Raw genomic sequence first — 22,001 nt, forward strand, 5'->3', positions numbered from 1 at the left:
ACGACCTTCAGCGACAAGCTGAGCGGGATTGCGGTCTCACTCGGGGTGATGGGCGCGGGCGTGGCGTTCGCCCTGCAAGAAGTCATCGCGAGCGTCGCGGGCCGGGTCGCGATCCTCTTCGCACGCTTCTACGATGTCGGCGACCGAGTGCAGCTAGGTGGCATCAAGGGCGACGTGATCGACATCGGCCTCTTGCGCACCACCGTCATGGAGCTTGGCGCGTGGGTCGATGGCGACAACTTCAGCGGGCGCATCGTTCGTATCGCCAACAGCTTCGTGTTCAAGGAGCCGGTGTTCAACTACTCCGCGGACTTCGGCTTCGTCTGGGACGAGGTCAAGATCCCGGTGCGCTACGGCAGTGGTCTCGATGAGAGCAAGCAGTTGCTACAGCGCGCCTTGGAGGAGACGGTGAGCGAACACGTCGCCGGGGCGCGTGAGGAGTGGCACCAAATGACCCGGCGCTACCGCATCGAAGACGCTCAGGTTGCGCCCATGGTTACGCTCAAGGCGACTGACAACTGGCTCGAATACACCCTGCGCTACGTCGTCCCGTTCACCAAGCGGCGCACGACGAAGGATGTCCTGTTCGAGCGCATCGTACGCGACGTCGAGGCCAGCGGCGGCAAGGTTCAGTTGGGCTCTGCAACGTTCGAGCTGGTCGCAGCACCACCCTTTAGGGTGGCAGCCGAGTAAACAGCGACAAGCCGCGTTCTCGCGCCGCAGCAGTCCTTGTGGAGGGTGGCCACAGAGATACCGCGGGAGAAAACCCGCCACGGCGCGAACTTTTGTCCTTTGGCTAGCTGTGGGTTCTTAGCCGTGGGAACACCGAGTTTGGAACCGCGCGGAAGTTCCCTTGACCGGAAGACGTTCCGCGCGGTCTGATTCTGCCCAATGCTCGCTGCACATTGCCCGCAATGCGGAGCCGCAAGTCCGGTATCCGTTGCTGAGCCGGAGCACTTGGACTGCGCCTATTGCCCGTATATCGGTAGGCCGGATCCACGGGTCATTGCTGAACTCCAAGCGGCGCGCGATGCCCTGTTCAACATACACGCCACGCGCAGGCAGCTGAGCGTAGGGCAACGGAGAGCGATCGAACGTGGCAAGAGCCAGCAGCGGAACGTCTTCCTGGTGTTGCTCCTGGTGCTCGCGCCGCTGGTGCTGTGCGGTGGTGGTTGTGGCGCGTTCTGGGTCCTGATGGAAGGCGGAATCGCCCCCCATGACGTGCCAATTCTCATCGCCACGCTGGCACCTTCGTTCATGGTGCTACTGGTCGGCTGGCTGCTGATGCGCTGGCACCGCAAGGGCCTCGAACGGCTGATGGCGTCCTGCGCTGCGATACCGCCGGCTGCGCACGGGCGTCCAGCGATGTGCCATGTGTGCGGTGGTCCCCTCCCGGACGCGGAGAGGAATGTCGTCGTACGCTGCCAATATTGCCACGCGGATAATGTCACGAGCAGCGACGTCGTGCGAGCCGTGGCCCAGAAGCAAGTCACCGTCGTCAACGCGATGGCCGGGGCAGTGACGAACGAGGCCGTGCAGGTTGCGCAGAACACCTCGCTGGCGATGACATTGTCGTTGGTCTTCGCGTTGCTCTCACCAGTGATTGCCCTGCTGGTCGCTTGCGGGGTGTTCGTGGTCATGGTCTTCATCGACGTCGACCCAGATCCCAACGAGCGCTATGCCTACACCGAAGTCGCCGGGACGCGTTGCTACGGCAGCTTCTCCAGCATCGGGTCTGGCTACAACCTGAGCTTCGGTAAAGCGTTTCCCGAACTCACGGACACGGTCGAAATCCCCCCCAACGAGCTGCGCACGGTGCGCGCGTCCGAGCTGGTGGGCAAGGAGATGCTGACCCCGGGCGATCACCCGCGAAAGGTACGACGCCTGGTGCGGAGCATGGCCGCGATGAACAATTATCTCGACGACGGCCAGGCTCCGAATGGCTTGAACCCGATTGGCATATGCGAGAAGCCGCCGAACATGAGCGAGGTCATTGATGACCCAAGCCTACCCAACTGCGCGGGGGTCTACGTTGCAGGAAGAACGCCCTACGTCGTCGTCGCTGACCGACGCGTTTTCCGCGTAGATATAAAGAGCAAGCAGCTCGCGCTGGTGTCGACCTTTCCCGGAACGGGGTCGCTCTTCTTCGATGGCGACCAAGTGCTGCGCCACCTCTCCTCCGGGTCGGTGTGGAGCGTGAAGCTGAGCGGTTCCCCCGTCCGGGCGACGGAACTACTCACGGAGGTGGACTTGTTCGCCCTCAGCGGCCGGCGCCTAGTCATGGTGAGCGGGCTGGAACTCAAGCTGCAAGAAGAAGGCGGCGAGCTTCGTACACTCCACACGTTCAAGACACGGCCACAATCAATCGCCGCGAGTGCGAGCCATGTGTTCTGGTCCGGAGAGGAGGGCGTGATGAGTCTGCCTACTGCTGGAGGTTCGCCTACCAAGATCTACGAGAGACAGTACAACCCGCCCAAGCTAACCGCGCTGGGCGACTACCTGATGCTCCAAGGTTCGAGCTGTCAGTGGCTGCGAGGAAGCGACGGCAAGGCGTTTGCGTGCCCGTACACTGGTCCGCTGTCTTCAGAGTACCCGAGCGCTCCCTTGGCAGACGCCGATCACGGCTACCTCATCCCTGACACGACCAATCGCCGCGATGGGGTGCACGGCTTCAGGATCGCGGATGAGCCTAAGTTCGATCGTCACTACGGGCCGGAGAGCACGACGGTGAGCTGCATGGGTTTCGACGATGAGTTCGTCTACTGGGTCGAAGGCAGCCGTTTGATGCGCGACCTCAAGGCGCAGAAGTAGGATTCATCAGCTCACGCTGCCGCAAGCGCTTCTCGCGGCGCTTGGCCCGGCGTTTCGCTCGTCGCTGCTGACGCTTCTGGTGCTTCTCGTCGAGAAACGCTGGTGGGTCCATCACCTGACCATGAACGTCCCTCCAGGAGGACGGAGCGTACAACATGCGCCCGCGGCGATCGTAGACAATTTTCCACTCGGCTAATCTGGAGCCAGCGGGCGCGTGCACCCAGCCTCCATCACGCCAGGTCCAGATCCCACCGCGAGACACCCAGTAGCCATCCACCCAAACCGCCTCGTCGGTCGGAGCTTCCCCAACCTCCTCAGGGCGCGGCACTGGGGGTGGTGAGTTGACCTCTTGAAAATCACTCCAGGCGTGAGCCGTGTGCGCTGGCCGCGGCACCTCGGAAGCGCACCCGGCGGTCGCGGCAATCAGCCACGCTGTCGCAATTTGCAGCGCGAGCGCCCCCGGCAATCGCTGAACATCACGCTTCCGCCGCTGCAAAACTCCGGAGAATTGCGCTGCTTTGGCACGAAGCCATACGCCCTGCGACCAAGTCGACACGGCCCACGCCTTGCAATCTTCGTCCCACCTCATGGGGCCCGCCCTTCAACGCCTGCTCTCGATCGCGCCGCCGCGGTCCCAGCACTTCGCCAACTTGCTCGCAATGCTCGCGCTTGCGCTGCTGAGTGTCGGCTGTGCATCTCTGCCGGAGGGACGCTCGGCGCTGGACAGCGTGGAGTTTCAGGGCAACGACGCCCTCGACGACGGCGATATCGAAGAGAAGATCGCAACACGCCCCTCCCCTCGCTTCCTGGGTCTGATGCAGGGCGTGGTCTACGACTACGAGGTCTACGACTTCTACGTATTGCAGCGTGATCTGGAGCGCGTCGAGCGCCTCTACCGCGCCCGTGGGTACTACAAGGCGAAAGCCCGCGCCGCGCGAGTCGAACCCAGTGGCGACAACCATGTACGAGTAAAGATCAGCGTCGAGGAGGGCCCTGTGACCCGCGTGCGGCGCCTGGATCTGTTCGGAGACGAACACCTCCCGGAAACGCTACGCCGGAGGCTCTCGACACTCGCACAAGCGCAAGTCGGAGTGAATCAAGTCTTCGACGAAGACGAGTTCAAATCCGCCGAGGCTGCGCTCGAGCGCCTGTTGACCGACGAAGGCTATGCCTACGCCAAGATTCAGCGCAGCGCAGACGTTGACCTACCAGGCAACTACGCGAGCGTTCGCTTTGACATCTCCCCAGGCATCCTCGCGAAGTTCGGCGAGGTCAGCGTTCAAGGGCTCGGTCCCCTTCCAGAGGCATCGATCCGACGGGCGCTGGATTTGCACCCGGGCGATCCCTACTCGACCAGCGAACTCGAAGCCGCGCAGCAAGCAGTCCTAGACCTTGGCGTGCTCTCGAATGTGCACATCGAGAGCGACCTGAGCGACGCCACGCGGGAGCGTGTCCCCCTCGTCGTGCACCTCGAGCCCTCCAAGCTGCATCAGCTACGCTTGGGCGTCGGCAGTCAGATCGACGTGATCCGCACGGATATTCACGCGCTGGTCGGCTGGGACCACAACAACTTCCTCGGTGGCCTTCGACGCCTCTCCCTGGAAGCAAAGCCTGGCGTGGTGCTCTACCCCACTCGGTTCCCCAGCTTCAAGACCCCGACGAACTTGCTCCCAGAGGTCAAGACGCGCGCGGAGCTGACGCAGCCGGGTTTCCTCGAGGCAAGAACGAACGCCTTCCTGCGGGTGAACTACGACATCTACGCTGCCCTGCTGTCCTCGGAGATAGATGAGAACGCTCCGGTGCTCGGCTATCGCGAGCTAAAAGGCGCCCTCGGCGTCGACCGCTCGCTCTGGCGCTTCTACTTCCGCCCGAGCCACAACATCGGGCTCAGCGTGCCTTTCACTTACATCGGCCAGCTCGATCCCGACCTCGACCGCGTCCTCGTTTCCTTTCTGGAGCTGTTCACCTCCTTCGATCTGCGAGACGACCGGGTTGACCCCCACAAGGGCGTGTACCTCTCCAATACCTTCCAGGTGGCCGGCGGTCCCCTCGGTGGCGATGCTCGTGACTTCAAGGTGCAGCCCGAAGCACGCATCTATGTACCCCTCGGTCGCAAGTTGACGTTCGCGACGCGCGGTAGCATCGGCTTGTTGTTCCCCCAAAACTACGGCGACACCATCGCGAGCAACGCCGCAACCGGATCGCCTCCGCCCGGAACCAGTCGCGCCGACTGGGTCCGAGACATCCAGATCGGCTTCTTTCGTTCGTTCTTCTCCGGCGGCCCCAACTCGAACCGCGGCTACGCGCTACGCGACATCGGTCCTCACGGCGTGGTCCCGTTCTACAGCCCCGAACTGAATCAAGCAGACTTGGACACTCGCTGCCAAACAGACCCCACCAGCACCAGCTGCCTCTTGCCGCTCGGCGGTCTGACCCTCTGGGAGGCATCTGCGGAGCTGCGCTACCCCATCACCGGGAGCTTCTCTGGAGCTACCTTCTGCGACACCAGCGACGTCGCCCCGGAGCAAGTCCAGTTCCGCTTCGACCGCCTGCACCTGTCGTGCGGCCTGGGAGCACGCTACGCGACCCCCCTTGGTCCTTTCCGCGCAGATATTGGGTACCGCATCCCAGGCCTGCAAACGCTCAACGACTCAACGGGCGAGGGTCGACCTTCGAGCATCTTCGGCGCGCCAATCGCCGTGTCCATAGCCCTGGGGGAAGCGTTTTGAACCGCGCGGCACGCACGGCGTTCCGCTGGCTCCGGAGAGCGCTGCGGCGTGTTGCGCAGGTCGCGGGCCTGCTGCTTTGCTTCATTTGCACCACACTTGTGGGCATTCGCTTGCATTTGAATCTCCCCGGCACGCGGGAGCTGATCCGCACACAGGTCAATCACCTGCTCGCGGACACCTTCCAGGGCAAGCTGCAGATCACGCGCATCGATCACATCAGCTTCGAAGGCGTGCGCGGTGTAGACGGCTACGTCCTACCACCCGGCACGACGAACCCAGACGACGCGTGTCTGCGCTTCTGGGACACTAGCGCGGCGATCTCTCTGAACGAGCTGCTCCAAAGCCTGTGGAGCGACAGCGGTCCAATCGTCGTCCACCTACCAGGTGCGCATATCCGCGCGGTTCATACCAAGCTGGGGACCAACGCTCAGGGAGAGCTGAATATCGAACGCGCGTTTCGCCCTCTCCCCCAACCGGAGAAGGTGGACTCAGGGCCTAGCCGAGGCGTTCACGTCGAGATCGATGCGATCGAGGTGGATAGCTCGTGGACCCATGGGCGCATCTCGAGCTCCCCGGCGCTCGATGCCGACCTGAACCAGCTGCGCGCGCGCTTCAGCTACGTCAACGAGAAGGTGACGGTTCACGTCGATCAGGCCGAGGTCGTCGGGCGGGCACTTCCGGAGCAGCTGGACCCAAAGGGCGATCTGAACGGGAGGTTGGAGGTCACGGCCAAAGCGGAGCTCGTGGCGCGGCTCAAGTTCGACGGGGAAGTGATGCAGAGCCCAACCGACGTCGAGGCAGCCTATTCTCCCAGTGGCGTGCGCTTCAGCGTCAAGAGCCCCAAGGTCGCGCGGGCCACGCTTGGGCGCTACGGCATCTCGCCGCCACCAGGAACCGACGCGAGCCTGAACGTCTCCGGCGAGGGCCCTCTTGGGGGCATCGATTTTCGTGGGGAAACCCGTATCGGCGAGTCATCCGTCTCGCTCACCGGCAAGGCTTCAGTCCTGGCGCCGCGCGTCGACGTTCAAGCGCGCCTCGCGAAGGTCAACCTCAAGAGCGTGGGCGAAGGCCTGCCCAAGACCGCGGTGGACGGACAGGTCGACGTCGAGTTCGAGCTACGAGAGTCAAAGCCCTATGTGACTAGCCGCGTGGCATTGGCCCCGGCAAGGGTGGAGGAGTGGCAAGTTCCGGCATTGGACGGAGAGCTACACCTCGAGGGCGCGCGGGCTTGGGGTTTTATCCGCACGGCACCTGGAGAGGTATCGATCAGCGCCGACGCCCACGCCAACTTGGACCACCTCGACAGGGGCATCAGCTTTGACGCGACTGCGAAGGTTCCCCGCGTTGCCTCGCTACAAAAGTACGCGCAACTGCCGGGCGTTCGAGGGGATGTTCAAGCATCGGTGTGCGGCTCGTTCTACCCAGATAGCAAGCGAATCGACGCGGATGGCGCCTTGGATAGCGGACAGCTCGAGGTGTCCGGCTTCAGCTTGAAGCGAGCGCATATCTACGCCGAGGTCGAGGGCGCGGTAGCCACGCCGAGTATCGATGCTTCCTTCCGCGCGGCATCACTACGGAGCAAAGACAAGCAGCTCGGCCGGGTCGTGGACTTCACCAAGCCAAGCATCTCCGTCCGCGGCACTCCGACCCGCTTGCGAGTGAACACGCGCCTACCCGCCAGAGCAGGGAGCAGCGCACCGAGCATCTCGCTCAGCGCCACCGTCGCCCCCGCCGCCCAACGCATCAGCAGCGTCAGAGGCAGCATTCAACGAGGTAATCGACGCGTCGACCTCGCCGCAGCTCGAGTCGACCTCGGACGCGGCCTCGACCTTGAAAACGTCGAGCTGTCTGGCGCCGGATCCATCAATGGCACGCTGCAGTTCCACGCAGGGCGCCTCGAGAGTTCCCTGAAGTTCGCACGGCTCGATCTCTCTGCGCTGAGCGGACTGCTTGAAGGCCTGCCTGCCCTAGACCCACCGATCAGCGGGATCGTAAGTGGTTCAGTCGAGCTCTCCGGAGCCATCGCGTCTCCCCAGGGAACAGTCGACCTCAGCATCGAACAAGCGCAACGCGGTGAGGACGCATTTTCGGGGGAGGTACATCTCGTGGCCAACGAGGGCCAGCTGAGCGGCCACATCGCCGTGGACGCTGCACGCATCGGCAGCGTGAGCCTCACCCCGAATGCGTTGAAGCCCAACGGTGCTTGGACGGATCCCAGAGCCTGGCTCGCCAGCGCTGGTAGCCTACGCTCGGACTTCGCCATCGACTCTGCGGCGCTGCTGAGGCGTTTGAGCCAAGCAGAACCCAAGACCAAGCAGCCGGAGTTGAGCGGTCTCGTACGCGGCAACCTCGAACTCAAGCGGGCGAGCCAAGCACCCGTGAACGCCCCGCTCAGCGCGCTGCCAGACTTGAAGGCTCGCTGGTCTAGCGTTGGCCTTCAGGCAACCCTCGGGAACGAGAAGGAGTCGCCGGTTCTTCGCGGAATAGACCTGCGTGGCGAACTAGACGTGGAAAGCGGCAGCGGAAAGAGTCAGGTCGCGGTCGAGGCCGTGCGAGGTCAAGAACAGCTCCTGACTCTGGAAGTCGAGAGCCGCGTTCCCTATGTGCGTTGGCTCGAGGCGCCGCCGACGCGGGACACACTCCTGCGACACCCTTTCAGCGCGAAGCTCGAAAGCGATGGGCTCAGGCTGGGCAAGCTTCCCGAGTTCGCCCAGGTGCCTGGCCTATCTGGGAGGCTCGACCTACAGGCGAAGCTCGAGGGCAGCGTGATGGAGCCAAGGCTCAACGTAGACTTCCGCGGCAAGAAGCTGAACGTCGACGAGCTCTCGCGGCGCCAGGGTCTCGCGGCGGTAGGGCACCTCGACTACGATGGCGCACGAGCGCGCCTCGAGTTCGGACTGTCGTCACGCTTCCGCTCGTTGATTCGCGCGAGGGCAGACCTTCAGCTCGCCATCGCTGACGCCATCCGCGGGGATACAAGACAAGCCAGGGCCAACGCGAAGCTGGTGCTAGACGACTTCGCTCTCGCTGCGGTGCCGACGCTACGCGCGCTGGATGTCCGCGGTCGCGCGAGCGGCGAGCTCGAGGTCAAAGAGCTCGGCAGCCAGAGCCCTCGCATCTCCGCCGCGCTCGAGGTGCCCAAGGGACGCATCGGCGACGCCAAGTTCAGCGGAATAACCGCAAAGGCCGACTTGAGCGGCGATCGAGCCAGCGCCTCCGTGTTGATGGAACAAGACGACGGATTCGGCCAGGTGATGGCGAGCGCCGGAGTGCGCTGGAATGGACTACTCCCAAGCCTCGCTCGCGAGCGGCGCGCGCGGGTGCGTCTCCTTGCCAACGCCTGGCGCCTTCAAGCGCTGGAGCCCTTCGTGCGAGGCCAAGTGGATCAACTCGACGGTCGAGTCGACGCCGATGCGACCCTCGATTTGATCCCCGAGGCAACGAAACTCGATGGCTTCGTGCGGGTGAGTGAAGGCGTCCTTCAAGTCCCCGCGCTCGGGCAACAGCTCAAGAACCTCGAGGCCCAGGTGGATCTAGCGCCGACGGGCGATGTCCGCCTGCGCGCCGGAAGCGTGGAAGGGTTGTCAGGACGCGCCTACTTCAACGCGGCTGCGAAGCTCAACGGGCTATCGCTCGTCGCCGCGAACGCCAAGCTCCGCATCCCAGAGAAGGAGGCGATGCCGTTCACCTATCAAGGCGTGCCCCTTGGCGACGGCTCCGGTGATATCGACCTGAAGGCGCGCCTCACGCCGAAGGAGAATCGCTTCAACATCAGCGTCGAGCACTTCGCCTTCAAGTTGCCCCGCAAACCGCAGACGGGGGTGCAAAGCCTCGAGGACGACCCTCACATTCGCATCGGTGCACATGCGGCGGGCGGCTTCGTGCCCATCATCGGTCCTGGCGCCAATGAAGAGAAGTCGACGCAAGCGTCCGGGGTGCCCACGGTGGTCGCGGTGGACCTGGGTAATGACTTCCAGGTGACCCAGGGTACCGATCTGAAGGTCAAGCTCACCGGCAAGCTCCTGATCGATTCCTCGCGGACACAAGCGGTAGACGGTCAGATCCGACTCAGCGACGGCCGCATCGACATCAGCGGAAAGATCTTCCAGATCGAACAGGGAGTCATCACCTTCCAGGAGGACCCAAGTAACCCAGTCGTCGTCGCCCAGGCCGCGTGGGACTCGCCGTCGGGGTACAAGGTCGTCGCGGAGTACACGGGTCCGCTCAAGAACGGTAAGTTCAAGCTGCGCGCCGAGCCCGCGCTGAGCCAAAACGAGATCGTCAGCTTGATCCTCTTCGGCACACCAGACGGCAGCGTGGGCAGCTCCGGGAGCGGCGGCGGCCCTGGCGCTGCAGACGCAGCCAGCGTAGGCGCCGGCGTCGCGACGGCGCCCCTGAACCGCGCGATCTCCGACGTGACCTCTCTGGATATCGCGACCCGCGTCGACACCAGCAACGCACAAAGCCCGCGCCCGGAGCTCGTGGTTCAAGTGTCTCCCCGCGTTTCCGCGCAGGTTGGCTACAACCTCGAGGAACCCAAGCCTGGGAAAGCTCCAGATCGCACGCTGTTTACCCTCGAGTTCCGCATCGCCAGCCGCTGGTCCCTGGCGACGACCTTCGGAGACGGTGGGAGCTCCCTGGTCGACCTGGTGTGGCGCTATCGCTATTGATAGCGTGGCGTCATGTTGGGGCGATTGTGGCTCGCGTGCGCCGGAGTTGGACTTGTAGCCAGCGGTTGCTGCTCGGAACCCAAGACCCAAGCCAAGGTCAGCGATGGCTGGGTGGTGGTGAGCGGGATCCAAGGCTCTAGTTTCGTTGATCATCCAACGGCGACCGAGGGCCAGCCCCTCTCGACCAGTACCCAGGGTCAAAACTGTCTGACGGATCGCGAACTCGGTTCTGCTTTCGGCGAGACCTGCGCTCACGAGTCAGAGAACCCGGCGAGCGGTCAACCCGACTCTGGGGACCTCCAGCCGGGTATCCCCACGGCAACCAATGAGGTCCGCTGGTACTGCCGCGGCGAACTCACCGTGCGCGTCGTGTTCCAACGCTGCTCCAAGGATGGGGGCACGTCGAATGGCGTCACCCCAGTGGAAATCGCCGTCAAAACCCAAAAGAACTGAACGTCGGAACCGGAACCATGATCAACGCCTTTTATGATCGGCTGAGGAAGTTCCAGCTCATCTTGCAGCAGCAAGGCTACGACCTCCGGCTAGCCAGCGCTCAGCTCGACAACGGCGGGACGGTCCCCGTCATGATTCAGTTTCCGACCACGCAGATCGGACAGCAAGCGTTGATCGCCCTACCTGATGTGCACCTCGCGGGAGGCAACGCGGGCGATGTCTTCTACAACGGTGACCCGGAAAATCCTCGGCGGCTCACGGCAGTGCTCAAGGCAATGCAGACGTACAGCCTGCAGAATCAGCCGACCACCCTGCTGCAGCTTGGGGACTGGTACGATGTCTGGCGCAGCATTGGCAGCGACGCGCAGAGCTCACAATACAACCTGATCGATGACGTTCCCGCGTACCAAGAGTTGCTCGGCTTGGACAAAGCGCTCGAGCTCGCCCACTGCTTCGGCAATCACGATGCGTCCTTCACCCACGCACTGCCGGACCGCCGCGTTGCAGATCAAAACCGGTTCCGCTTCGGCTTTGGTCTATTGAACTCGGGCGGCCGCGTGTACGCGCTGCACGGGCATCAAGCGGACAGCATCCAGGGTGAGCCGAACTCCTCTGGGGAGATCCGCGCGGTATGGCTCGGCACCTTGGCTGCGAACTACTTGAGCAGCAAGTTCCGCAACCTCGAGGAATTCATGGACAAGCAAGGTAACTTCGAGGGCGCCAAGGACTGGCTGCTCAAGCTGGTGGGCCTGAACCGAGACGACCCCACGCCCACTGGGCGCCCGCCGCAAGCACCCCCAAGCGACGGACAGACTTGGCACGCCAAGTTCGTGCAGCGTGAGTCCATGGCGAGCTTGGTCGCCATCGCCCAAGCCGCTGTCGACCGCCTCTACACCAACGCAGCGAGCCTCGAGCTCCTGGTCGTCGGGCACAGCCACAAGCCGTGCATCGGCTGGACCCCTCACCCCAACACCCAGAAGCCCGTCGTCGTGATCGACTGCGGCGCCTGGGTGTATGGGCAGGCAAACCTGATGTTTGCCGCGGGCAACGTCGCGGCGGTCTACGACATCGTCAAGTTTGGGACGCGGTAGACCGACACGACACGTCGTGTGCCTGACTCAGAGCGCGGGGCGACCCACGGCGTAGGCCAAACGCACGCGCGCAACGTGCAGATCCACGTAGGCGGCCATGCGCTGCAGGGTCGCGCTGACGAACTCCTGCTCGGCGTTGATCACGTCGGTTGTCGTCGCCTCGCCGACTTTGTACTGCGCCATCTTGGCGTCCAGCGCGGTGCGTGCGGCCTCTTCAGCCTCCTCAGCGGCTTTCCGCGCGGCACGCGCTTGCTTGCGGTCGAAGTAGGCTGCGGTGATCTCTTGTTCGATCCCCTGACGGAGCAGGCTCTCGTTGGCGTTCACTTCCTGCAGGTTTGCCTCGTACTCCGATGCGCTCGCCTCGGCGCCGGGCAAGTCGTTCAGCGTCCACGTCAGCTGAGCGCCTACGCTCCAGCTCCCCTGCCAGCCGCCTTGGCCCGTGAAGTCGCTCGCGCTCGGGTTCGCGTAGGTGTAGTCGGCGAAGCCATCGAGTCGCGGAAGCTTGCCGGCGCGGGCCACCGTCGCGCTTTTCCTCAGCGTGGTCTTGGTCTTCGTCAGCGCGCGCAGCTCTGGACGCTTGCTCAGGCCTTCGTTCACCAGTCCCTTGAGGTTCTCCGAGCGAGGCAACGGACGCGGCTTTCGCAGGATGTCCTCACCAATGGTGTAGTGCGGTGCCTTGTCGCCCGTCATCAGCGCGAGGTTCTTCTCCGATAGGCGAACGAACGCGCGCGCTTGCTCGATGGCGACCTTGCCGCTCGCCACCATGGCCTTGATACGCAAGACATCGGCCTTGATCGCAACGCCCTGGGCGAGCATCGCCTCGCCGTCCTTCTCGAGCTGTTGGAGGCGCACCAGGGCGTGCTCTGCCACCGCTACCTGCCCCACACCGCGCACCCAGTTGTAGTAGGCGAGCTGCGCGTCGGCTTGGGCCTTGCGCTGAGTGGCTTGCTTGTTGATGCGGCTCGCTTCGAGGTTCGCCCTCACCGCAGCGCTGCTCGCGGGCAGGCGCAGCACGTAGTCGGAGATCGGCACCGACAAGGTGGCGCTCAACGAGTAGCGGTCGAGCTTCGGCGTGATGTTGAAAGCCGCCGCTCCAGCAGGATTCCCCGCGGAATCAAGCACACAGGTTCCAGCTCCACTCGGGCAGGGGCCGACCCCAAGCAGACCAGGGGCGCTCGCGCCTACGATGGCCCCGCCGCCGAAGGAGGTGTCCGTCGAAGAGATGCGCGTGTAGCTCGCCTTCAGGGTGAGCTTCGGCAAGAAGGCCACCATCGCTTGATCGACCTGAGCTGCACTGGCGCGGATCTTCGCTTCTTGAGCTTTCACCGCCGGGCTGTGCGCTTTGGCTCGCTTCCCGACGTCCCGGGCCGTTGCACCGCCGCGTTGAGGCTTGAGCGTGTCCGCCAGCAGATCGGCCTTTGCAGTGAGTTCCTCCGCGGTGGGTTGCTTGGGCGTCGGCTGAGCCTCTGGTTCCGCTGCGGGCGGTTCCGCGGGGTCCACGGGCTGAGCAAAGGCGACGGACGAGGTGCCTAACCCCAACCCAAGGAAAATAAGGCGTCGAGTGAGTGATTTCATGCGTGCACCTCGTTCACCTCGTCCGTCTTCCCGAAGACTATTCCCTCGAGGAAACGCGTGAAGCGGTTGTGGGTGATGGCTTCCATGATGGTGTAGATGACTGGCACCACGACCAGGGTGAGGACGGTTGAGGTGATGAGGCCGCCAATCACGCACACCGCCATCGGCGCGCGTGCCTCACCTCCCTCGCCGAGCGCGAGGGCGACCGGGAGCATGCCGAAGACCATGGCGAAGCCGGTCATCAAGATGGGTCGCAGGCGCAAGACGCCAGCTTCAATCAGCGCTTCGCGCATGGGTTTGCCCTCTTTTCGCAGCTGCTCGGTGAAATCGACGACCAAGATGGCGTTCTTGGTCACGAGCCCCATCAACATGATCACGCCAATCATCGCAAAGATGCTGAGCGTCATTCCAGAGATGAACAGCCCGCCGAAAGCACCGATCACGCTGAGTGGTAGCGAGACCATGATCGTGATCGGGTGGATGAAGCTGTCGAATTGTGCCGCGAGGATCATGTAGACGAGGATGACGGCGATGGCCAACGCCTCGAGCATGTAGCCGAAGGACTCAACCATCATCTGGCTGTTGCCGGTCATCGCGCCGTGCACCGTTGCCGGGAGGATCGCGTCCGCCTTCTCGTTCACGATCTTGGTGGCCTCGCCTTGAGCGAGGCCTTCGAGGCTCGCGCTGACGATCACTTGGCGCTGGCGTGCTTCGCGCTCGATCTTCGTCGGACCGAGGGCGCGCTCACTCTTCACCAGGTTGCTCAGGTCGACGAGCTGCCCCGTGGTCGAGCGCACCTTGAGCGAGCTCAGGTCTTCGATACGGGTCTCTTGATCCGTCGGCAGCTTCACCACGATGTCATACGCCTCACCGCCTTGCTTCATCTCGCTCACCGCGTCGCCAGCCAAGAAGGCGCGAATCGTCGTCGCGACGCTGGCAACCGGGACGTTCAGCGCTGAAGCGCGCTCGCGATCGACCTCGAGGTTCAGCTCCGGCTTACCCGACTGGTAGGAGACCGCGACGTCGACGAAGCCCTTGGTCTTCGCTAGCTCTTCTTTGAGCTTCTCCGCGGTAGCCACGAGCTCGTCGAGGTTGTTTCCGCGAATCGCGTATTGCACGGGCGCCTGACCACCACCGGGCCCGGAGATGGACAGCACCGTGAGCTTCGTGCCGTCGCCCACGTTTTGGTAGCGTTCACGCACCCAAGCCATCAGGTCGAGCTGGTGGAACTTGCGCCCCTTTGCTCCGGTCATGTTGACCTGGATCTCACCGACGTTGATCTGACCTTGTGCGCCACCGCCGACCGTAGTCAGCGTGGAGATCACACCGGGGCCATGCTCTCGCAGATCTTTCGCCACCGCCTCGACGGCCTTGGTGGTGGACTCGAGGGGCGTTCCGGGGGGCGCTTCCACCTTAACCGTGAACATCGATCGGTCCTCCGCCGGCACGAACTCCGCGGGAACCTTGGTAACCAAGAACCCGGAGAAAATCAGGGCCACCGTGGTCAAACCCAGCGTGATGACTCGATGGGACAACGACCACGCGATGACCTTGCCGTAGACCCGGTCAAGCCACTTCAAAGCGTTGTCGATGGCCCTGGGAATGGCCCACCTGTGTTCGCCGTGTCCTTCCTTGAGGAAACGGGACGAGAGCATGGGGGTGAGGGTGAAGCTCACCAGCATCGAAACCGCCACCGCGAAGCTCACGGTGAGACCGAACTGTAGGAAGAAGCGACCGACGATGCCCTTCATGACCGCCACGGGGAAGAACACCGCGATGATGGTCGAGGTCATCGCTAAAACCGCGAGGAAAATCTCGCTGGTTGCGTCCTTCGCTGCTTGCAGGGGCTTCTTACCCATCACGAGGTGGCGATGGATGTTCTCGATCACGACGATCGCGTCGTCGACGAGAATACCGATGGCCAGGCTCAAGGCGAGCATGGTCATGTTGTTGAAGGTGAAGTTCATCACCTTGATGAAAGCGAAGGTGGCGACGACCGAAGATGGGATCGCAATCGCGCTGATCAGCGTCGCGCGCCAATCGAGCAAGAACACCAAGATGATCAACACCGCCAGGAGCGCCCCCAAGAACAGATCGAACTTCACGTCGTTGATCGAGTGCTCGATGTAGACGGAGTTATCAGTCGGCACCGTGAGCTCGATGCCCTGCTTCTTCAGGTCCGCCTTGAGCTCATCGATAGCGCCCTTGACGTCGTGAGCCACCGCAACGGTGTTGCTCCCCGACTGCTTGCTCACCACGAGCGACACCGCTGGCTTTCCGTCAAGGTATGACGAGCTGGTCGCCTTCTCGACGCCATCGACGACCTTCGCGATGTCGCGGATGCGCAGGTTCGCGTCCCCGGTGCCAACCAACAGGATGTCCGCGACCTGCTGGGGAGTATTGAGCTCGCCCTTGGTCTTCACGCTGAGCTCGGCGCCGCCCTTGGAGAAGCTGCCCGCAGGCACTTCGATGTTCTGCGCCTTGACCGCGTTGGCGACGTCTTCGACGGTCATCCCCAGACCAGCCAGCTTGACTGGATCCACGAGGATCTGCACCTGGCGCTCGCGGCCACCGACGATGTCGACGCTACCCACGCCGTTGATGCGCTGGAGCCGCGCCTTGACGGTGTTGTCCGCGATGTCAGTCAGCTTGCCCACAGGCATGTCGGCAGCCATCGCCATCGTGATGATGGGCGCGGCGCCGATGTCGAACTTCTCGACGATGGGCGACTTGGCGCCGGAGGGCAGCTCGTTCGCCAAGCGCGAGACCTTGTCTCGCACGTCTTGCAACGCCTGATCGCCGTTCTTCTCCAGCTCGAACTCCGCGGAGACGATGGTGACGCCCTCCAGGTTCGTCGACTTGAGGGAGCGAATGCCGCCGAGGGTGTTCACCGACTCTTCGATCTTGTCGGCGACGTTGCGCTCCATCGTCTCCGGATCAGCTCCGGGATAGACGACAGTCACCGTGATCACCGGGAAGTCGACCTCGGGGTACAAGTCGACGCCGACTTTGTTGTAGCTAATGAGCCCGAAGACCATCAGCGCCATGATCAGCATCGCGGCGAACACCGGTCGCCGAATGGATACTTCCGCGAGGTTCACGACTACTTCTCCCCGGTCTGCTTAGGAGCCGCAGGCGTTGCACCAGTCGGCTTCTTGGCTGCGGGCTCCGCCTCGGCAGTCTCTTCCTTCACGGGCTCTGCCGGCTTCGCCGCTTCGCCCTGGCTCCCGAAGTCGAGCTCGACGAGCATGCCCGCCTTGTAGACCTCATCCGGATTCGCCAGGCCGCAGATCACTTCGATGGTGCGTGTGCGCTGATCGACGCTGGGGCTGATGCGCTTCACCGTAACCAGCAGCGACTTGTCGATCGCTCGGAAACGCGCCATCGCCTTGGAGTCCACCTTGACGGTCTTGAGGGCGCTCTCCGGCAGCCGCGCGCGGATTTCCAGCTCCGTGATGTCCTGCACCAGCAACACCGGCGAGCCGTTTGCCATCACCGACTCACCTTCGTTCGCGTTCTTGCTCGCGACCAAGCCAGATATGGGGGAGCGCACGACGGTTTCACCGGCGCCCCGATAGGCGTCGGACAAGGCAACCTCTGCGCGCTTCACCGAGAGCTTCGCGTTTTCGTAGTTCAGTCGTGACGCGGTGAGTGCGGCCTCGGTGGTCGCCCCACTCTTCGCCAAGCCTTCCTTGCGGTCCAGGTCTTCCTTCGCCTGCTGCAGGCTGACCTTCGCGCTGGACACTCCGACCTTCGCCGAAGACACAGCGAGACCAGCCCCCCTCGAGTCGACCTGGAAGAGCACCTGGCCCTTCTTCACGCGATCGCCTTCGGCGACGTTCAGCTTCACCAAGACGCCTGTCGCCTTGGCGCTCAGCGCCGCCTCGTTGATGGCATGCACGGAGCCGGATGCCGTCAGCCCTGATGCTGCAGCAGGCGCTTCCTCGTTCGCCGCAGCCTTCAACAAGCTCGACACTGGCGCTGCAGCAGACGGATCTGCCGGAGGCATCTCCTTGCTGGCGTTCGCCTTCGAACACCCAACGACCGCGATCGACAAACCCAAGACCAACCCAAAGCGGCGCATCATTTGCTCGCTCCTTCAATGAACAGCTTCACGACGAACTCGGCACACGGCGCGAGTGCTTCTTTCCGCCCCCCGGAAACCCAAATCGCCATCGCGCCTTCCATGAAGGCAGACAGCGAGTGCACGAGCATCAGCTGAGGTACATCCTCGCGGATCAAGCCTTGAGCCTGACCAGCGGCGATCGCCTCGCCTAGGACATCGAGGATCTGCTCTCGCGAGGGCTCCTCATGGGCAGGACGCGAGAGCATCACCAGGCGACTCGACTCGCGCTCGAGGTGCACCGCGAACAATGCGCCCCGCTCCTCGACGAACTCAAACACCTTCTTCACGAACGCTTCCAGGCGTTCGATGGGCTGCTCGATGGAGCGCACCGGCTCCATCTGCTGCGCAAACAGCGCCTTGATGCGCGTCGCGATGGCCTCGAAGACGTGGTCCTTGCTCTTGAAGTAGTTGTAGACGGTGCCGGTCGCGACCCCAGCGCGCTCCGCCACCTCGGACATCTTGGCCTCGTGGAAGCCTCGCTCCGTGAACACATCCTCCGCCGCATCAAGGATCGCGACGCGATAGGCCTCCTTGAGCTGGCTCTGGAGGGTGGACTTTCGAGCTGCCTTGCTCATGCTGACTCCCTGTTCACGCTTTGAACGCCGGTTCACCGTCCGGGCGTTTTTTCTGCTTACAACGACGATTCAACCGAAAAATAAAGGATGAATCGTGATTCATCTGGTGAGCGGGGAGTCATGTAGCTCATCTGCACAGCGCGTCAAGGGAGACTAGTGATTATTAGCTCCAGGGTCATCAAGTTTTGGGGGGGAGAGGCGCACCTGGGCCTACACGGGGCTTACCCGTGGCTGCGATCAGGCCTCAGCTACGTCAACCCGCGCCAATTACCGCGCGGATATGTCGCGCGCATCACGCAACGAACGGAACGTTCAAGCGGGATCCAATTTGATCTCTACGGTGGACGGAACCGGTCTATCGCAACTCCCCTCTCGGGGTACCACGATGGTCTGCGACTGACTTGCGTAGCCTGGAGCCTCCACCGTGAGCTGATACGTGGCAGCACCCACGAAGTACACGAACTGGCACTCCGGAGGATCCGCTTCCGGGTCCACCTTCCAGTCCCCTTCAAACAGCTCGGTGACCGCATCGCAAACGGGCTCTCCCGTTTGGCGATCGAGGACGACCAGCGTCAGCGTGGCGAGTGCCAAGCTCGCGGGACAGCCGTAGCGGTCGCTGCTGCAAGCGAGCACGACCAGCCCAATACCGCACAACCATGCTCGGCGCGTCTGCAAGGACGCCTTCGTCGCTGCTCCCGCCATTCTCCGAAGGATACTGGACTGCTCGGCACCGCGCGAGCACCGAACAGCGATTCCGGGCGGTCTTGGCTCCGCGAGCTGAAATCGCAACGGCCAGGTCGACTCCCAAAGGAAGCCGCCTGGCCGCGATTCCACAACCGACGTTACTCAGGGCAACAGCATTTGACCGCGCAACACCGTCACGGCACTACCGGTCAACTGCACGCGGTCACCGCGCAGCTCACAGTCCACATCGCCTCCCCGCGCTGATAGCTGACGCGCCGCGAATTGCGTCTTACCCAAACGCTTGGCCCAGAAGGGCGTCAGTTCGCAGTGTGCGGAGCCCGTGACCGGGTCCTCCGCGACACCAACAGGCAGCGCAAAGAATCGCGAAACGAAGTCGTAGGGACCTTCGCCCGGCGCGGTCACGATGACGTTGAACGGGATCTTGGCGAGCAAGCCGAAGTCCGGCTTCAGCGCGGAAACGGCGGCCGCGCTCTCTAGCTCGCACATCAAGTAGCGCCCCCGATGCACCGCGAGGAGCTTCGTCCCCAACGCCTCAGCCAGCCCAGCAGGCTCCGCGCAGGGTTCATTGGGAACCGCAGGGAAATCCATGCTGAGCTTGCCTTGCTCAGCTCGCTCCACACGCAGCTGCCCACTCTGGGTCTCGAAGCGCAGCAGCGAGTCGGAGACACCCAGCTCGTTGAACAGCACGTGCGCATTCGCCAGCGTGCCATGACCGCACAGCGCGACCTCGGTCGTAGGCGTGAACCAGCGCAAGCCATAAGTGTCGCCTTGCTTCACGGAAAAGCCGGTCTCCGCCACGTTCATCTCGGCGGCGATAGCCAGCATCGTAGCGTCGGAGGGCCAGGCCTCCAGAATGCAGACGCCAGCCGGGTTGCCCTCGAAGGCACGGGTCGCGAAGGCGTCGACTTGGTAGATGGCGAGTTCGTTCATGCACTCCAATGTAGCGAAGCAATTCATCAGAACAATCGAAGTATTGTCATGGTAACAATACTCCAATGTGGACCCCCGAGCTCGCCCCCGATCAACCCGCCTATCAGGCACTGGCGGACGCCATCGCTCAGGCGATTTCCAGCGGAGTGTTGGCGCCGGGAGATCGCCTCCCTCCGCAACGTGAGCTCGCCGATGCGCTCGGAGTGAACCTCGGCACAGTGAGTCGCGGCTATCAGCTGGCGTGTCAGCGCGGGCTCACCCAAGGGGAAGTCGGCCGCGGCACCTTCGTGCGCTCCGATCGCGGAGGCATGTCGGCGTTTCAACAGACGGCAACTGAGCGGCGCCTGATCGACTTGAGCATGAACACACCATCGCCGGTGCACGACCCCAACTTGAGTCAGTTGCTGGGCGAGCTCGCGCGAGAAGACTGCCAGCACCTGTTGCGCTATCAGGTTCCGGGAGGCAACGCTGCGCAGCTGGAGGCAGGCGCCGAGTGGCTGAGGCGCCTGGGGCTCGAAACCTCACCGGATGAGCTGTTCGTGTGCGGGGGCGCTCAGCACGCGATCTCTCTGTGCTTCATGGCGCTGGCGGAGCGTGGCGCGACGGTGTTGTGTGAAGAGCTAACGTATCCAGGTGCCGCCGCAGCCGCCCGGAGCCTCGGCTTGCAGGTCCACGCGGTGCCCCTTGATGGGCAAGGCATGCAGCCCGACGCCCTAGAGCGCGCGCTGCGCAGTACCCGCGCGAAGCTCATCTACAGCTTGCCGACGCTCCACAATCCAACGACCGCGAGCCTAAGCAAGAAGCGCCGCGCGCAGCTCGCAGAGATCGTCGAACGTCACCAGGCCTGGTTGATCGAAGACGACATCTTGGGCGGCCTGCTCCCGAAGCCGCCGACTCCCGTCGCGTCGCTGATCCCAGAGCGGAGCTTCTTCATCGGCTCGGTGAGCAAGCTGATCGCCGGAGGGCTGCGGGTTGCCTACGTGCGGCCGCCCCAGAGCTGGCGCCAAGCACTCACCGGCTCGCTGCAGGCCAACGCCTGGATGACCTCACCGCTGACATGCGAGCTGGCGCGGCGGCTGATCCTGAGCGGCGACGTTCAGCCAATCCTGGAACGCCGCCGCACGGAAACAATCGCGCGCAACGAAGTCGCTCGCGAAGTGTTTCAAGGCTTCAAGCTCCACACGGCAGACACCTATCACGGCTGGCTCGAGCTACCCGAGCCATGGTCCGCCGACGCGTTCACTGCCGAGCTAGCGCAGCGCGGCGTGTTGGTGCGCTCGGCGACCGCGTTCCATTTGGGTCGCGGCGCCGTGCCCAGAGCCATCCGTGTGAGCCTGAGCGGCGCTGGCAGCGACAGCGAGCTCCGTAGCGGTCTCGAGCGCGTCCGCGAGTTGCTCACCGCGGGCGCACCAGGCCCAGCTTTGTGATGGCCGTAACCTTTTGCGAACCGGTGCGTGGAGTCAGGGAACCTCAAAAGGAGAAACAGCATGAGCCCCCGAATGGAAGCCGATCGCATCTACTCCCTACAGCGTGGCTTACACTCGCCCTAGAACGCACCAGCAGTTGAGCGCCCCAGCGGGTGAGGGCGCTCAACTGCCCGTGATTGCGTTCTCTTTGCTCGCTCTCGCGCTATTTTCTGAGGGGGATGACCGCATCCCCCTCCTCTGTTTTGCTCGCAGGCTCGCAAACAGAGTCTCCTCCCCAAAGGCAAGACACGAAGAGCGACGCACGCCACCAATTTTCCCCGTGGCTATTAAAACCCAAAACGAGGGTTGCAGGTGCCTCGCAGCGCTGCCCTCCCTTCTTGGCGTTCTTGGCGTCCTTGGCGGTCAACCAGAAAAGCCTGCGGCCGCAATACGCCCCCAATCCAAGAAGCGCCCCACAGGCAAGAAACGCCTGGGCGCGATAGCGCGCCTTGTGTATTCAGAACCCTCGACTCGAAAGGGATCAACGAGATGAGCGGACTTTCCGGCCACTGCCACTGCGGCCAGTGCAAGTACTCGGTGGAGCACGAAGGCGTGTTTCACTTCTGTTGCAGCTGTGAGAGCTGCACTCGGCTCTCCGCCGGTGGACGCCTGTTGGGTATCAGCGTGCCCGATGAGACGTTCAAGTCGGAGGGTCCGCTCAAGCTTTATGCATATCCCGGCGGAAGTGGCGAGCAGATCGAACTGTCGTTCTGCGGCAACTGCTCGAGTCAGCTGTTCGCCCGCCCACTACAGCACAAGGGCATCGTAATCTTGCGCGCCGGCACCTTGGACAAGGGCATCGGATTCAAGCCGCGCAAGTTCATCTTCGTGGACGAAGGCTACGACTGGGATCTGCACTCGTTCTAGCAG

15 protein-coding genes are annotated in these 22,001 nt (G+C 63.3%); 8 read left to right on the forward strand and 7 right to left on the reverse strand.

What is annotated here, in order from left to right:
* Together H6718_36955 and H6718_36960 are read left to right on the forward strand one after the other, a co-directional pair.
* Window positions 1-693 (forward strand): mechanosensitive ion channel (locus H6718_36955; GenBank protein MCB9591053.1); only part of this gene is annotated, 693 nt, incomplete at its 5' end.
* Window positions 694-891: 198 nt separating this feature from the next.
* The gene (locus H6718_36960; GenBank protein ID MCB9591054.1) at window positions 892-2,811 is read left to right on the forward strand and encodes a hypothetical protein; all 1,920 of its coding nucleotides are present in this window, start codon (window positions 892-894) and stop codon (window positions 2,809-2,811) included.
* Here H6718_36960 and H6718_36965 read toward each other — a convergent pair.
* On the reverse strand, window positions 2,795-3,367 hold the full coding sequence (locus tag H6718_36965; GenBank protein MCB9591055.1) for a hypothetical protein: 573 nt from the start codon (window positions 3,365-3,367) through the stop codon (window positions 2,795-2,797). The genes H6718_36960 and H6718_36965 overlap by 17 nt on opposite strands.
* A gap of 31 nt (window positions 3,368-3,398) precedes the next feature.
* On the opposite strand from H6718_36965, the gene H6718_36970 reads away from it, so the two are divergent.
* The 4 genes from H6718_36970 (at window position 3,399) to H6718_36985 (ending at window position 11,754) form a co-directional block, all read left to right on the forward strand.
* Window positions 3,399-5,540 carry a BamA/TamA family outer membrane protein gene (locus tag H6718_36970; protein ID MCB9591056.1) on the forward strand — a complete coding sequence of 714 codons (2,142 nt, stop codon included), beginning with the start codon at window positions 3,399-3,401 and terminating at the stop codon, window positions 5,538-5,540.
* 110 nt (window positions 5,541-5,650) lie between these two features.
* Complete coding sequence (locus H6718_36975) at window positions 5,651-10,210, forward strand: translocation/assembly module TamB domain-containing protein (protein MCB9591057.1); 4,560 nt, start codon at window positions 5,651-5,653, stop codon at window positions 10,208-10,210.
* 12 nt (window positions 10,211-10,222) lie between these two features.
* Window positions 10,223-10,663, forward strand: coding sequence for a hypothetical protein (locus H6718_36980; protein ID MCB9591058.1), 441 nt, complete (start codon window positions 10,223-10,225; stop codon window positions 10,661-10,663).
* 17 nt (window positions 10,664-10,680) lie between these two features.
* Window positions 10,681-11,754, forward strand: coding sequence for a hypothetical protein (locus tag H6718_36985; GenBank protein ID MCB9591059.1), 1,074 nt, complete (start codon window positions 10,681-10,683; stop codon window positions 11,752-11,754).
* A gap of 27 nt (window positions 11,755-11,781) precedes the next feature.
* On the opposite strand, the gene H6718_36990 is transcribed toward H6718_36985, so the two are convergent.
* The 6 genes from H6718_36990 to H6718_37015 all read right to left on the reverse strand — a co-directional run bounded on the left by H6718_36990 (window position 11,782) and on the right by H6718_37015 (window position 19,665).
* Complete coding sequence (locus H6718_36990; protein MCB9591060.1) at window positions 11,782-13,329, reverse strand: TolC family protein; 1,548 nt, start codon at window positions 13,327-13,329, stop codon at window positions 11,782-11,784.
* Window positions 13,326-16,430, reverse strand: coding sequence for an efflux RND transporter permease subunit (locus tag H6718_36995; protein MCB9591061.1), 3,105 nt, complete (start codon window positions 16,428-16,430; stop codon window positions 13,326-13,328). The genes H6718_36990 and H6718_36995 overlap by 4 nt, the downstream gene beginning before the upstream one ends.
* Before the next feature lie 2 nt (window positions 16,431-16,432).
* Window positions 16,433-17,416 (reverse strand): efflux RND transporter periplasmic adaptor subunit, encoded by a 984-nt coding sequence (locus H6718_37000; GenBank protein MCB9591062.1) that lies wholly within the window; start codon window positions 17,414-17,416, stop codon window positions 16,433-16,435.
* The gene (locus tag H6718_37005; protein ID MCB9591063.1) at window positions 17,413-18,030 is read right to left on the reverse strand and encodes a TetR/AcrR family transcriptional regulator; all 618 of its coding nucleotides are present in this window, start codon (window positions 18,028-18,030) and stop codon (window positions 17,413-17,415) included. Before H6718_37005 ends, H6718_37000 begins: the two co-directional genes overlap by 4 nt.
* A gap of 312 nt (window positions 18,031-18,342) precedes the next feature.
* Window positions 18,343-18,732, reverse strand: coding sequence for a hypothetical protein (locus tag H6718_37010; GenBank protein ID MCB9591064.1), 390 nt, complete (start codon window positions 18,730-18,732; stop codon window positions 18,343-18,345).
* 144 nt (window positions 18,733-18,876) lie between these two features.
* Window positions 18,877-19,665: a PhzF family phenazine biosynthesis protein gene (locus H6718_37015; GenBank protein ID MCB9591065.1), complete on the reverse strand. Its 789-nt coding sequence runs from the start codon at window positions 19,663-19,665 to the stop codon at window positions 18,877-18,879.
* A 65-nt stretch (window positions 19,666-19,730) separates the two neighbouring features.
* Between H6718_37015 and H6718_37020 the strand changes: the two genes are divergently transcribed.
* Complete coding sequence (locus H6718_37020; protein MCB9591066.1) at window positions 19,731-21,092, forward strand: PLP-dependent aminotransferase family protein; 1,362 nt, start codon at window positions 19,731-19,733, stop codon at window positions 21,090-21,092.
* Between the two features lie 528 nt (window positions 21,093-21,620).
* Complete coding sequence (locus H6718_37025) at window positions 21,621-21,998, forward strand: GFA family protein (GenBank protein ID MCB9591067.1); 378 nt, start codon at window positions 21,621-21,623, stop codon at window positions 21,996-21,998.
* Window positions 21,999-22,001 lie beyond the last annotated feature (3 nt).

The organism is Polyangiaceae bacterium (assembly GCA_020633205.1).
GTDB lineage: Bacteria > Myxococcota_A > Polyangia > Polyangiales > Polyangiaceae > JAHBVY01.